This is a genomic window from Jeotgalibacillus haloalkalitolerans (assembly GCF_034427455.1).
GTDB classification, from domain to species: Bacteria; Bacillota; Bacilli; order Bacillales; family Jeotgalibacillaceae; genus Jeotgalibacillus; species Jeotgalibacillus haloalkalitolerans.
In genome coordinates this window covers 563,988-577,334 of record NZ_JAXQNN010000002.1, presented here as the reverse complement: position 1 = coordinate 577,334, position 13,347 = coordinate 563,988, and the positions used below count along the sequence as shown (strand labels likewise).

Genomic DNA, 13,347 nt, shown 5'->3' with positions numbered 1-13,347 from the left:
CTGATCTGATCAGGAGGCCTTTCTCTTTTCGAGTAAACACTGTATGCTTATTTACGCTTAATTTTACCTGTCCACTTTTTAAATCCACCCTGCAGCTGATAAAGGTCTTTTACGCCTTTTTTGTGTAACAGCTGTGCTGCACGGCCGCTTCTCATTCCATTCTGGCAGTAAATATAAACCGGCTTATCAGCGCGGATTTCGCCAAGTCGCATTTTCAATTGTGACAATGGAATATTTCTTGCTCCTAAAATATGACCCCCGTCATATTCTTTCTGCTCACGGACATCGATCAGCTGTGCTTTACGGTAACCTGCCTTGAATTCTTCTTCAGTTAATGTCTTCAGAATTTTTTTCTGTCTGAAGTAAGTGAAAACTGAATAAAGAATGATTGCAGCAAGCACAATGATCAGTACATATAATGACTCCAAGTTTTTAACCCCTTTCTATCTCACACTATTCTTTATTATAGTAGCCGGCTCTCATAAGTTCAAAGAAAATTATCAGTTTTGTGAGCAGTTTTTGACAAGTTCATGGACATTACTTGATGAAAAAGAACAAGTATGAAATCATTTCAAAATGACAAATTTCCAATATGTTTTCTTAAATTCTCTAACCATTTGTCTGTTTTTCTCTGTTTATTGGATTTGACAAAGATTTTGTAATTGACACAAAAAACTATATATTGTATGGGTTTAAAAAACCCGAACACAATATGTTGTGTTTTTTGGTTTGAGGGTTTATATTATTGGTAATACATACAGTAGTTAAGTTCTTAACGTGCTGTTTATTAAAGATATATGTCGAAAGGGGAAATGGAAGTGGCCCAGGTATCAGCTTCAGCGCCAGCATTAAATAAAGAAAAACTAAATGAGGACATTCAGTCGTTCGAGGTGGTTCATCCGATCACAGAAGACATGACTTTGACGCATAAAGGTGTATCAAGGCTTGTTATGCTCGACCGTTATGCGTTCAAGGACACTGAAAAGAAAACATTAAGTGAAGGGGATTTTGTCGTATTGACGATCAGGGAAGATCCCAAATTTCCGGCACGCGGTCTTGGCTTTATCAAAGAAATTGACTGGGAAAAAGGTGTCGCTTCAGTACAGGTGGAAGATGAGTTCAAAAATTCACTGGATACACCAAAAGAAATTGAATCAGGCATTGTTGTGAGATCACTTGATGTCATCGAAAAGCCGCTTGAAGTTTACTATGAGCAGATTGCACGCAGAAATGCCACAGGCCTTGCATCTGTCGAAAAAACAGCTGATTTGCAGAAAGAATGGACTGAAAAATTTTATCAGGAACTTTCAAGTATGCGATTTGTACCGGCCGGCCGCGTATTATACGGAGCAGGTGCAAAAACGGATGTGACGTTCTTCAACTGTTACGTAATGCCGTTTATACAGGACTCAAGAGAAGGTATATCAGATCACCGTAAGCAGGTCATGGAGATCATGAGCCGCGGCGGCGGCGTTGGAACAAACGGTTCTACACTGAGACCAAGAAATACGCTTGCAAGAGGTGTAAATGGTAAATCATCAGGTTCTGTATCATGGCTTGATGATATTGCAAAGCTGACTCATCTTGTTGAACAGGGTGGTTCAAGACGTGGTGCACAAATGATTATGCTCTCAGATTGGCACCCCGATATTATTGAATTTATTATTTCTAAAATGCAGAATCCAAGAATTTTGAGATTCCTGCTTGAAACAACAAACGACGACTTTATTAAGAAAATTGCACAGGAAAAGCTTAAGTTCACGCCGCTGACTGAGCAGGAAGCTGCGATGTACCAAAGCATAGTCAACTACGAAAGTATTGAAGGCTATGGTGGATTTAATCAGGAAATTATTGATGACGCGAAGCAGAAACTTGCAGAAGGCGGTAACTACTCCGTTCACAACCCGGAATTCCTGACTGGTGCAAATATTTCTGTCTGTCTGACGGATGACTTTATGAAAGCTGTGGATGAGGATCAGGACTATGCACTGAGATTCCCGCATGTAGAAGCGTACTCTAAAGAAGAAATGGCCCGTTATAATTCAGAGTGGCATGAAATCGGGGATGTGCGGAAGTGGGAAGCACAGGGCAATAAAGTCAGAACATATCGCACAATCAAGGCAAAAGAGCTTTGGAACCTGATCAATATCTGTGCAACTTATTCTGCAGAGCCAGGCATTTTCTTTATTGATAATGCGAACGACATGACAAATGCAAAAGCATACGGCCAGCAGGTTGTAGCTACAAATCCGTGTGGAGAACAACCACTTGCACCATTTTCCGTCTGTAACCTTGCTGCTGTTAACCTTGCAGAGTTTGCAGATAAGAAAAACAAAACAGTGCGTTTTGACAAGCTGAGAGAAACAGTTGCAACAGGTGTAAGAATGCAGGACAACGTCATTGATGCTACACCTTATTTTCTTGAAGAGAATAAGAAACAGGCGCTTGGGGAGCGTCGTGTAGGTCTTGGTGTAATGGGTCTTGCAGATCTTCTGATTTATTGTGAAAAAGAATACGGTTCAGAAGAGGGAAATCAATTAGTAGATCAAATATTTGAAACAATCGCAGTAACTGCTTATGAAACGTCAGTTGAACTGTCAAAAGAGCGTGGTTCATTCCCGTTCCTTGAAGGTGAAACAGAGGAAGAGACGAAGCGTCTGAGAGAAGCATTTATTCATTCAGGCTATATGAAAAAAATGCCTGAACATGTAAGACAGGCGATTCTTGAAAGCGGCATCCGTAATTCACACTTACTGACTGTCGCGCCAACAGGCAGTACGGGTACAATGGTTGGTGTTGCAACCGGTCTTGAACCTTACTTCTCTTACACATATTACAGAAGTGGCCGCCTTGGTAAATTTATTGAAGTAAAAGCGGATATTGTTAAAGAATATCTTGAATTGAATAATAAAACTGAAGAAGATGAGCTGCCTTCATTCTTCGTAACAGCAATGGAGCTTGCACCTGAAGCACATGCTGATACCCAGTGTGTCATTCAGAGATGGATTGACAGTTCAATTTCCAAAACTGTAAATGCGCCAAAAGGCTATTCAGTTGAACAGGTTGAAAGCGTATATGAGAGACTGTACCGTGGTGGAGCAAAAGGCGGAACAGTATATGTTGACGGAAGCCGTGACAGCCAGGTGCTGACATTAAAGGCTGAGGAAAACAAAGAAGAAAAGCCGAGAGAAAAGCAGAATGTTGTGTTGATTGATACGATTCAGGATCTGCGCTCAACAAACGTCACAATCGGTTCAGAAATAGGGAATACATGCCCTGTCTGCCGTAAAGGAACAGTTAAGGAGATCGGCGGCTGTAACACATGTACAAACTGTAACGCACAGTTGAAATGCGGATTGTAATGTATTGATTTAGGCCCGGACAATGTCCGGGCCTAAATTGTTGTTAAAAATAAAAACACCTGATTGCTCAGGTGCTTAAAGTGTCATGCGCTTTTTCTTTTTACCTTTTTTGCCTTCAATCACAGTCAGCTTCGGCCCATTCAATCTGGCTGCACTGGCTTTTTTGGCCGGTTTTCTTTGAGCGGGCTGAATCTTTCTGACCTTTGAAGATTTTGCCTGTTTAGCAGGCTGATATTTCTTTTTAGACTGACGGACAGCTTTCTTATATGCATTGTTTTCCTGACTATTGCCTCTGCGTGAAATCACAAAGCGGTAAATACCATAAATCGCAGCGGCGAGCAGTGCGTAAGTCAGGATCGTTCTGAGCAGTGAACCGGGTTCAAATAAAATCATTGATATTAATCCAAGCGCTCCAAGACCAATAACGGCATAGAAAACGATATTTTTAACATTCAATGCAGCCACCTCCCGCAGCAAACCTTTTTATTAGTTTAGACAAGTGCAGCTTTTTTTAAACCTTTTTCAGCCTCTTCTTCCATTTCAAGCATCTTATTGAATGAAGCGATCGCTACTTCGACCTGGTCATCTTTCGGTTCTTTTGTTGTCAGTAACTGAAGCCAGAGCCCCGGGTAACCAAGGAATTTCAATACAGGGATATCACGAACCTTGTTAGTGATCTGAAGTACCTCAAAGGAAATACCAAGTACAACAGGTATCAGCGCAATCCGGTTTAAGATCCGTGCGGTTAAAGGTTCAGTCGGTACCAGCAAATAAACAAACATCCCGACAATAACAGTGAACAAAATAAAACTTGAACCACAGCGGTAATGAAGTCTTGATTGGGACTGCACATTTTCCACAGTTAACGGTAAGTTGTTCTCATAAGCGTTGATTACTTTATGCTCAGCCCCGTGATATTGAAACACTCTTTTAATCAAAGGGGTCAGTGATATAAAGTAAATGTATGCCAGCAGCAAAATCACTTTGAATACACTCTCAAGCATGACCTGTCCAACATCCCCCGGTACAGCAAAACGAAAAAGTTCTGCAAGGAAAACAGGAATTAAAGTAAAGACAAATTTCCCGAACAAGAAGGATAGAACACCAATTGCGGCGATACCGAATACCATTTCGAGCTTGGAAGATTTTTGTTCCTGCTGTACTTTTTCATCTTCTTCAGGTAGTACATCATATCTTTCACTTGAGAAATTCAGGTGCTGTGTTCCATTTGCGCTTGCTTCGATCAATGCAATAATTCCTCTTAAGAAAGGAACTTTTTTCAGTTTCTGAAAAGTAGGGTTCTGTTTTCTTGGGAGATCGAAATATTCTATTGAATCATCTTTTCTCCTAATTGCAGTAACGGTGTGCCGTTTACCGCCAAACATGACACCCTCCATTACAGCCTGTCCGCCATATGCGGGTTTTTGATTTTTCATTTTTACACCAGCCTATTCCTTACATTCCTAGTTTTCAGTCATTCAGCTCCAGCTGATTATGAGTAGGTAATACCAGTTTACTAAAAAATCAGTCAATCTTCTACTATCGGACGCATGGAATAACGTATTTAATTCAGTGGCATAATGGGTGATAAAAAAGGAGCGGTTAATATGGAGTTTCCTACAATTAAAAGAATCCCGTTAGCCATCTACACTTCAATCGCCGGTGCTTTTCTTTTCTATAGCCTGTACCGTATTTATGTGTTTTTTCATTTTATTGAAAAAGAGCTGTTAAAACCGGGTTTTTCTTTCATTGCTGCTGATTTTCAAAAAGGCTGGCTCAGTGAAATAATTTTTTTCGTGATTATACTTTGCTGTTCAGTGCTTTGGGCACTCATTTATTATGTGCTGTTTAAAAACAGTCATACCGTTTTTCCGGGTATACTGTCAGGTTTATTTGTACTCGGGGCACTGCTGCTCGCAGGCTGGTTTTTTGAATGGCGTATTGATCCTGCAGTACTTAAAACAAGGACAATTGTATCCCTTTTTTCACTGTTTATTTTATATGGTCTGTTTACGGGATATTCAATTTCTTATGAAGAACCTTATAAAGTGAATCAGCCGGAAAAATGAAGGGTAGTTGTGTTACAATTTATTTGTGTGACGAAGTAAAAGGTAGAGGAGTGAACTGCTGTGGAGAGGATTTTAATGCTGAACGGCCCAAATCTGAACAGGCTGGGTAAAAGAGAGCCTGAGATCTATGGGACTGATACACTTGAATCAATTGAAAACAAGCTGATATCAATCGCTGAAAAGCAGGGGTTTGCTTTGATTGCCAGACAGTCGAATCATGAAGGCGAATTAATTGAAGCGCTGCATGATGCGGAAGATCAGCATTTTAAAGGTGTGGTTTTTAACCCCGCGGCCTATACACATACAAGCATCGCCTTAAGAGACGCTGTGGCATCGATCTCGGTACCTGTAGTAGAGGTTCATTTATCAAATATCCATGCGCGCGAGCCTTTTCGCCATCAGTCAATGATTGCAGCTGAAGCGATTGGGCAAATTGCCGGATTCGGCGTTTATGGATACGAAATGGCTTTAAATGCTCTTATCAAACATACAAAGGGGAATGATCATGAGTAAAATTGAAAAGTTAAGAAAAGAGATTGCCGGTAAAGCTGACGGTATACTGATTACGAGTCCTTATAATCGCAGGTACATGACAAACTTTACAGGATCTGCGGGAGCAGTGTTAATTTCAGCAGATAAAGCTGTATTTATCACGGACTTCAGATATACAGAACAGGCGGAGAAACAGGCTGAGGGCTATGAAGTTGTCACTCACAAAGCGCCAATAACTAAAGAAATTGCTGATCAGTGTGAAAAACTCAGCATTAAAAAGCTGGGGATTGAATCAGACCATCTTGTATTAAGTACATATAAACAATATGAAGAGCACATCAAAGCAGAGCTGATCCCGCTATCAGGTACTGTTGAAAAACTGAGATTAATTAAATCACCGGATGAAATTAAGATTATAAAAGAAGCAGCTGACATTGCTGACGCAGCATTCAAGCATATTCTTGATTTCATTCAGCCAGGCAGAACAGAAATTGAAGTATCAAATGAACTTGAGTTCTTTATGAGAAATGCAGGGGCAGTCTCCTCATCATTTGATATTATTGTGGCAAGCGGTGTGCGTTCTGCACTTCCGCACGGTGTGGCAAGCAATAAAACGATTGAAAAAGGCGACTTTGTCACACTCGATTACGGTGCGCTGCACAAAGGGTATGCATCTGATATGACAAGAACTTTAGCGGTTGGTGAGCCGGATGAAAAACTGAAGGAAATTTATCAGGTAACGCTTGATGCACAGTTAAAAGCAATGGATGAAATTAAACCGGGACTGACTGGTAAAGAGGCTGACGCCATTGCGCGTGACTATATCGCATCTAAAGGATACGGGGATTATTTTGGACATTCACTCGGTCACGGACTCGGTATGGAAGTACACGAAGGACCAGGCTTGTCGTTCCGTTCAGAAACAAAACTGGAAACAAATATGGTTGTGACGGTTGAACCGGGGATCTACCTTCCGGGAATCGGAGGAGTCAGAATTGAAGATGACACAGTCATTACTGAAAATGGCAATGAAACATTGACTCACTCGACAAAAGATCTGATTATCCTTTAAAATATGTAGGATCACATAAATTAACGTTTACTTTTTACCGAAAAGTCTATACAATTACTAGCGGTAATCAGAGACATTTCCAAGAAAACGGAGGAATACAAATGATTTCAGTGAATGATTTTAAAACAGGTCTAACAATAGAAGTAGATGGCGGTATCTGGAGAGTCATGGACTTCCAGCACGTAAAGCCGGGTAAGGGTGCTGCATTCGTACGCTCAAAACTGCGTAACCTGCGTACAGGAGCGGTACAGGAAAAAACATTCAGAGCAGGGGAAAAGGTTGCGAAAGCACAGATTGATAACAAGCGTATGCAGTACCTTTATGCAAATGGAGATATGCATGTATTCATGGATAATGAATCCTATGAACAAATCGAACTTCCAGCTGCACAGATCGAATATGAATTAAAATTCCTGAAAGAAAATATGGAAGTACAGATCATGATGTATCAGGCTGAGACGTTAGGTCTTGAGCTGCCTAATACGGTAGAACTTGAAGTGACTGAAACAGAGCCGGGTATCAAAGGTGATACGTCAAGCGGCGGATCTAAGCCTGCAACAGTTGAAACAGGTTTAACTGTAAACGTTCCTTTCTTTGTCAATGAAGGAGATAAGCTGGTCATCAATACAACAGATGGAACTTATGTATCCCGCGTACAATAATCATAAACAGACTGCCCTTTTAAAAAGGGCAGTTTTTTTATTGCGCAACCCGTGAGGCAAATTATACAGTTTCATAAAAATGAATTTTATAATGCAATTTTAGTGCAGCGAAACGGTTAGGAAAGTAATATAATCGTTCAATCCTCATTTTTATTCCGCATAAAGTCCCTCCCGGCTCAATATGATAGTCGTAAAACACGAAGGAGACCTTCATGCATACGATATTCTCATTCCTTCCGGATCGTTTAACAGAGGCAATCATTGAATCAGCCGGTCCCGAGATAGAATCTGTCAATGAAATCAGGATCAGAAAGGGCAGACAAGTCGTGTTAAAAACTAAAGCAGGTCAGAGAACGCTCCGTTATAGTCCAACTGATGAAGATTGTCACAGTCTCCTTGAGAGAGTTTCCGATCATTCAGTTTATTCAATTGCAAAAGAGCTGTCAGAAGGATTTATAACCGTTAAAGGCGGACACCGGATTGGCGTAGCCGGGGAGATGACTGAAAGCTTAAACCAGATCCCGACGTTTAAGTATATTACATCATTTTCAATCCGTATTGCCCGTGAATTTGTAGGATGTTCGAATGAATTGATGATTGACCTGTGGCAGCGGAATCAAAAAAAATGGCCCCACATATTAATTTATGGACCGCCAGGGAGCGGTAAGACAACCTTTATCAGGGATGCTGTCCGTTTTGTATCAGAAGGATATCAGTCCATACCATCCAAAACTGTATCATTAATTGATGAGCGCTCAGAAATCGCAGCCTGTTACAAAGGGATTCCACAGCTGACTTTCGGACAGAACATTGACGTCCTGGACAAGTGTCCTAAAACCCGCGGAATGAAAATGATGCTGAGATCAATGTCTCCTGACACCATCGCAGTTGATGAAATCGGTGGCGTTGCTGATGCCTTAGCAGTAGAGGAGGTCATATCTGCAGGAATTAAGATGATGGTTACTGCTCACGCTGACACAGCAGAAGAATTAAGAGAAAAAAAGGAACTGTCTTCTCTTTTAGCCAGGGATGATTTGTATTTGATCAGATGCACAGGACTGAATTACAAAATTGATGCCGGATGACTTATTCATTCGGTGCAGTTTGTATTATTCTGAGTTTCACATTAGAGGGCATGAGAAGAGCGTCATTATTAATTAAAAGAAGAAAGCTTCTGCTGGAATGTCTCCGCTTCAGTAAATGGATGGAAAGGGAAGTAGCTGACCGCAGGACGTCTATTACTGAAATGATCAGCGTACAATGTCAAACATCTTCATTACTGACAGATTTCTTTAAGCAGGTCGAAGCTGAACTGGCCACCTCACCGTTTCATCATGCCTGGAAACAGACCGTGATTAATCATCAGTCATTTAACTGCTTAAAAAAAGAGGATCTGAACTGGCTGGTAAAAATCAGTGATGCATTCAGAAACATTCATATTGATTCAGTCGAAAAAGAACTTTCGTTTATTATCGCGGGTATCCAGACGAGGTATGAAGAAGCGCTCGAGTTTGAAAGTAAGTTTGTGAAAATCTACAGGACCATTGGATTTATGACCGGATTGATCGCAGTTCTGCTGCTTATTTGAAACCAGGAGAGATCGCGGGTGTATATAGATGGGGAAACGCTTTTTAAAATTGCCGGAATTGGACTTGCAGTTGCATTTTTGTACACAGTACTGGAACAGGCCGGGAAAAAAGATTATGCCCAGTGGCTTGCATTTTTTGGGGCGATGTATGTGCTTTATATTGTTATTCAGGCACTTGGCGATTTTTTTGAAGCAGTCAGATCAATCCTTATGTTTTATGAATAAGGAGCTGTGATGGAAGAGTTACTCGTTACAGCCGGTATTTGCTTTGTGATCGGTTTTTTAGCATTACTGTTAAAAGAAAGATCGCCGCACATTGCCATGATGCTTGCATTCTGTGGCAGTGTGTACCTTGTGAACGAGCTGATCACGAGGATAAAAGAAGCATCACTCATGCTCACTCAAATAACAGGATATGTACCCGGGCTTCAGCAGTATTCGCTTGTATTGTTAAAAGTTCTCGTGATCGCATTTGTGTCAGAAATCTGTATTCACCTTGTCAAGCAGCTTGAACAGCCTCTTTTAGCCATGGTGATTGAATGGACAGGCAAACTGCTGATTTTAACCATCGCTTTTCCGGTTTTTATAGAACTCATGGAACAGATATTCCAATTGTTGCCTGATAATATGCTGCAAGGAAGGCGCTAAATGAATGAACATCAGGAAGTTGATAAACTGATCAAAAGTCAGCTTGAAGAACAGGATCATTCTGCATGGACAAGTTACTGGACAGAGATCACTGAAAGCTACGGAGATTTTCTTCCTTCAACTGGTGATGGTTCAATTTGGGATGCAGTGTTTAATTTTGATGAAGGCGTATGGGGGTGGGTACAGGGGCTGATCAGCTATACGATGGTACAGATAACTGACCATCTGCATTTAATATTCTGGTTAATTCTTTTATTACTCTTAAGTTCTTTTATACATGTGATCGAGCAGTCATTTAACGGCAGTAATGTAGCTGCGGTCAGTCCGCTTATTCTGATGGGGCTTGTACTAATTACGATTACTTCAAGCATTCAGCTCTTTTTGGAAGTCATTTTTGAATCGCTTCAGGTCACAGCTTCTTTTTTAAATGGATTACTGCCTTTATATATTGCTTCGATCACACTTTCAGGTGGTCCTGCGACATCAGCTGCTTCTTTTCCAATACTGCTGGCAATGGTGTATGTCATTACGGCATTGATGAAATCAGTCATTGTACCATTATTTATTTTCTCAATCTTTTTTGATCAGCTGAATTGTCTGACAGACCGTTACAGTATGGGCAAAGTGGCTGCCTTATGCAGACAGACCGGGTTATGGATTCTGGGTGTCACGGCGGTGGCGTCAGTTTCGATTCTTTCAATCCAGACATCGGCTGCTGCAGCTGCTGATGGTGTGGCTGCAAAATCTGTGAAGACACTCGCAGGGACAATGCTGCCTTTTGTCGGCAAAGTCGTTTCAGATACAGCTGATCTTGTTATGACATCATCCATGCTTGCGAAAAATATGATCGGCGCTGCGGGCGGGTTTATTTTAATGCTGCTCATACTCTTTCCTGCTATTAAAATGCTGGTCATTGCAGTGATGTACCGCCTAGCCGCTGTGGTAATGGAGCCTGTGGCAGGAAGCAGACTGACAGAGGCTGTAGATGCAGCCAGTAAGGGAATGTTTCACCTGGCTGCAGCACTGTTGCTGACAAGCTGTATTTTTTTCATTTCTATTATTGTTGTGATGTTTATCAGTAATATTCCAATCATGATACGTTGAGGTGATTGACATCCAGTTCATGACAGAATGGGCGGCAGGGTTGGCTGTACTCATCCTGATGGTGCTAGTCGCTGATATTCTTACGCCGACAGATGCGTGGAGACCTTTTATCCGGTTTACTGCAGGACTCATATTTTTATTCTGGTTTATGAACCCTGTCAGGCACCTGATCAATGACGCAGAGTCTTTTACGATCTCTTTTCCGGACCGGATTGAGAAATGGGTGATGGAAGAAAAAATCAGCGGTGAAGCAGTAATTGAAAGCATGTCTGCGGGTCAGACTGCATACATATTAGAACAAAGTGAACAAAGCCTGCATCCGCTGGTTGAAGAGACGTGCCGCTGTGAAATCCAGTCACTTCAAATTATCAGCCAGAATGATGAGTTCAGGGTAATGCTGACTATCAATCCAGAAGATAAGGGGGACCGTGAAAAAATATCCTTTCAGGTTGCAAGACTGCTTGAGATCCCTGAGGCAAACGTGATGATTTCTGAATAACCCGGAGGACAGAATGAAAAAAATCAAAGAAACCATTTTTTCTTCAAGAGATCCAACCTTTCAAAAAAAAATTCCAATCATTATATTGCTGCTAATCATAGGCGTATTCATCATTACTCAGGGGAAAGAACCCCAAAAACCTGACCTGGTTGAAGAAGACCCGGGAAGGTCAAGTGCAGAAATATCAGACCTTGAGCGGCAGCTTGAAAAGAAAATCTCTACGCTCCTGAAAAAGTCTCTCGGCACTTCTAAAGTCGATGTCATGATTACACTCGGCAGCGGAGAGAGATTGATCTATGAACGGAATGAATCCATTCAGCAGGACAGCGGAGAAGAACAAAGAGATAACCAGCAGTCGGTATCAGGAAGAAAATCAACAACTTCAGAAGTTGTTTTCGGACAAGCTTCGTTAAATGGTGAACCGGTACTAAAGTATGTTGAGAAGCCCCCGGTTTCAGGGGTTTTAATTGCAGCTGAAGGTTCAGAGTCAGCAGGTGTTAAAAAACGGATTATTGAGGCAGTCTCTAAAGCGCTGGATGTTTCTACGCACAGAGTGGCTGTCATACCATATGATTAAGGGGATGAGCGAATGCTGAAAAAACAAACCGTCTGGTTACTGACAATGATTGGTCTTGTGGTAGTTCTGTCAGTATATTATGTGATGTCACCGACTTCTCAGACTGCTGTTACATATGAAGATTCAGAAGTTGTCAGCACTGAAAATGGTGAGGAATGGGTATTTGAGGATGAAGTGGATGTAGCGACAGAGTCTTCACCGGAGGATCTTTTCAATGTATTAAGAATGGAAGTTCAGGATGAGAGAAGCGCTTTAAAGGAACAATTAACATCTAAAGTGGCGTCTGCCGACTTTTCAGCGGCTGAAAAAGATGAGGCCTATGAGGCAATGGAAGAGTTGAACAGACTTGAATCCAAGGAAAAATTAATTGAAACAATGATCAGGGCAATGGGTTATGAAGATGCACTTGTCAGAACAGATGAAGAGAGAGTTCTCATCACCGTAAAATCCATTGATCAGGAACATTCCAAAGAAGCAGCCAATGAGCTGGTTCAGCTTGGACGCCGGGAAATGGGAGAAAACACATTTGTTTCTGTCATGTTTGAGCCGGCTGAATAAATTTTACAAAAAGCCCTTGAAGCTCCAGTTTGGAGGCTTCAAGGGCTTTTTTATTCATGCAGCGCTAATCAAATGTGTTACAATCAGTTTTATGAAAGCGTTTTATTAGTCCTTTTCAGGGCTGTCTTGAATTTTGGTTAAGTATTAGCGTATGATAATAGCAGCTGCTGCTAATTAATATGATGATCAGGGAGTGTAAAAAAATGTTAAAAGTACAAGAGATCAGAGAAATTATTAAACTAATCGACCAGTCCTCAATTGATGAATTTACATATGAACAGGATGGCGAAAAGCTTAAACTAAGAAAACAATCAAAAAGAACAGCTGCTGAACCGGCTGAACCTGTACAGTCTGCTGAACCGGCTGTTAAACAGGCTGAAGAAGTAAAAGCACCTGCTCCGGCAGAAAAACAACCGGAACCGGTACAGGAAACAAAACCGGAGCCTGCAGCAGATCTTGAAAATACGACTGAAATCAAATCACCTATGGTAGGTACTTTCTATGAAGCATCTTCACCGGATGCAGAAGCATTCGTAAAGGTAGGATCAAAAGTAACAGCGGATTCAACTGTATGCATTGTTGAAGCAATGAAGTTATTTAATGAAATTGAAGCTGAAACTGAAGGGGAAATTGTGAAAATCCTCGTTGAAAATGGCCAGCTTGTAGAATACGGACAGCCTCTGTTTCTTGTTAAAAAGTAGTTAGGAGAGAAGACG

General features: G+C 41.3%; 17 protein-coding genes. 14 read left to right on the top strand and 3 right to left on the bottom strand.

The annotated features are described in order from the left end of the window. Positions 1-47: 47 nt before the first annotated feature. Complete coding sequence (locus UFB30_RS07840; protein WP_039809640.1) at positions 48-428, bottom strand: rhodanese-like domain-containing protein; 381 nt, start codon at positions 426-428, stop codon at positions 48-50. Between the two features lie 390 nt (positions 429-818). Here UFB30_RS07840 and UFB30_RS07835 point away from each other — a divergent pair, with 390 nt between their 5' ends. Further along, positions 819-3,362: a vitamin B12-dependent ribonucleotide reductase gene (locus UFB30_RS07835; protein ID WP_322421128.1), complete on the top strand. Its 2,544-nt coding sequence runs from the start codon at positions 819-821 to the stop codon at positions 3,360-3,362. A gap of 75 nt (positions 3,363-3,437) precedes the next feature. Here UFB30_RS07835 and UFB30_RS07830 read toward each other — a convergent pair whose 3' ends face one another. Together UFB30_RS07830 and UFB30_RS07825 are read right to left on the bottom strand one after the other, a co-directional pair. Further along, the gene (locus UFB30_RS07830) at positions 3,438-3,818 is read right to left on the bottom strand and encodes an SA1362 family protein (RefSeq protein WP_322421127.1); all 381 of its coding nucleotides are present in this window, start codon (positions 3,816-3,818) and stop codon (positions 3,438-3,440) included. A gap of 35 nt (positions 3,819-3,853) precedes the next feature. Beyond that, on the bottom strand, positions 3,854-4,798 hold the full coding sequence (locus UFB30_RS07825; protein WP_322421126.1) for a DUF1385 domain-containing protein: 945 nt from the start codon (positions 4,796-4,798) through the stop codon (positions 3,854-3,856). Between the two features lie 171 nt (positions 4,799-4,969). Here UFB30_RS07825 and UFB30_RS07820 point away from each other — a divergent pair, with 171 nt between their 5' ends. The 13 genes from UFB30_RS07820 (at position 4,970) to accB (ending at position 13,332) form a co-directional block, all read left to right on the top strand. After that, positions 4,970-5,431 carry a YqhR family membrane protein gene (locus UFB30_RS07820; RefSeq protein WP_322421125.1) on the top strand — a complete coding sequence of 154 codons (462 nt, stop codon included), beginning with the start codon at positions 4,970-4,972 and terminating at the stop codon, positions 5,429-5,431. Between the two features lie 60 nt (positions 5,432-5,491). Further along, a complete protein-coding gene (aroQ, locus tag UFB30_RS07815; protein ID WP_322421124.1) occupies positions 5,492-5,944 on the top strand; it encodes a type II 3-dehydroquinate dehydratase in 453 nt (150 codons plus the stop codon). Next, positions 5,937-6,995, top strand: coding sequence for a M24 family metallopeptidase (locus tag UFB30_RS07810; protein ID WP_322421123.1), 1,059 nt, complete (start codon positions 5,937-5,939; stop codon positions 6,993-6,995). Before aroQ ends, UFB30_RS07810 begins: the two co-directional genes overlap by 8 nt. 101 nt (positions 6,996-7,096) lie before the next feature. Beyond that, positions 7,097-7,657 carry an elongation factor P gene (gene efp / locus UFB30_RS07805; protein WP_039809623.1) on the top strand — a complete coding sequence of 187 codons (561 nt, stop codon included), beginning with the start codon at positions 7,097-7,099 and terminating at the stop codon, positions 7,655-7,657. 212 nt (positions 7,658-7,869) lie between these two features. Continuing rightward, a complete protein-coding gene (locus UFB30_RS07800; protein WP_322421122.1) occupies positions 7,870-8,742 on the top strand; it encodes an ATPase, T2SS/T4P/T4SS family in 873 nt (290 codons plus the stop codon). Continuing rightward, positions 8,739-9,245, top strand: a complete 507-nt coding sequence (locus UFB30_RS07795) for a stage III sporulation protein AB (protein ID WP_322421121.1) — start codon at positions 8,739-8,741, stop codon at positions 9,243-9,245. The genes UFB30_RS07800 and UFB30_RS07795 overlap by 4 nt, the downstream gene beginning before the upstream one ends. 18 nt (positions 9,246-9,263) lie before the next feature. Continuing rightward, the gene (gene spoIIIAC / locus UFB30_RS07790; protein ID WP_322421120.1) at positions 9,264-9,470 is read left to right on the top strand and encodes a stage III sporulation protein AC; all 207 of its coding nucleotides are present in this window, start codon (positions 9,264-9,266) and stop codon (positions 9,468-9,470) included. 9 nt (positions 9,471-9,479) lie between these two features. Continuing rightward, positions 9,480-9,893: a stage III sporulation AC/AD family protein gene (locus UFB30_RS07785; RefSeq protein WP_322421119.1), complete on the top strand. Its 414-nt coding sequence runs from the start codon at positions 9,480-9,482 to the stop codon at positions 9,891-9,893. After that, positions 9,894-10,997, top strand: a complete 1,104-nt coding sequence (locus UFB30_RS07780) for a stage III sporulation protein AE (protein WP_322421118.1) — start codon at positions 9,894-9,896, stop codon at positions 10,995-10,997. It begins immediately after the preceding gene. A 19-nt stretch (positions 10,998-11,016) separates the two neighbouring features. Then, the gene (locus UFB30_RS07775; RefSeq protein WP_322421117.1) at positions 11,017-11,496 is read left to right on the top strand and encodes a stage III sporulation protein AF; all 480 of its coding nucleotides are present in this window, start codon (positions 11,017-11,019) and stop codon (positions 11,494-11,496) included. Positions 11,497-11,509: 13 nt separating this feature from the next. Continuing rightward, positions 11,510-12,073 carry a SpoIIIAG-related protein gene (locus tag UFB30_RS07770; RefSeq protein ID WP_322421116.1) on the top strand — a complete coding sequence of 188 codons (564 nt, stop codon included), beginning with the start codon at positions 11,510-11,512 and terminating at the stop codon, positions 12,071-12,073. Positions 12,074-12,085: 12 nt separating this feature from the next. After that, positions 12,086-12,631, top strand: a complete 546-nt coding sequence (locus UFB30_RS07765; protein WP_322421115.1) for a SpoIIIAH-like family protein — start codon at positions 12,086-12,088, stop codon at positions 12,629-12,631. 203 nt (positions 12,632-12,834) lie between these two features. Next, positions 12,835-13,332 (top strand): acetyl-CoA carboxylase biotin carboxyl carrier protein, encoded by a 498-nt coding sequence (gene accB / locus UFB30_RS07760; protein ID WP_322421114.1) that lies wholly within the window; start codon positions 12,835-12,837, stop codon positions 13,330-13,332. The last annotated feature ends 15 nt before the right edge of the window (positions 13,333-13,347 follow it).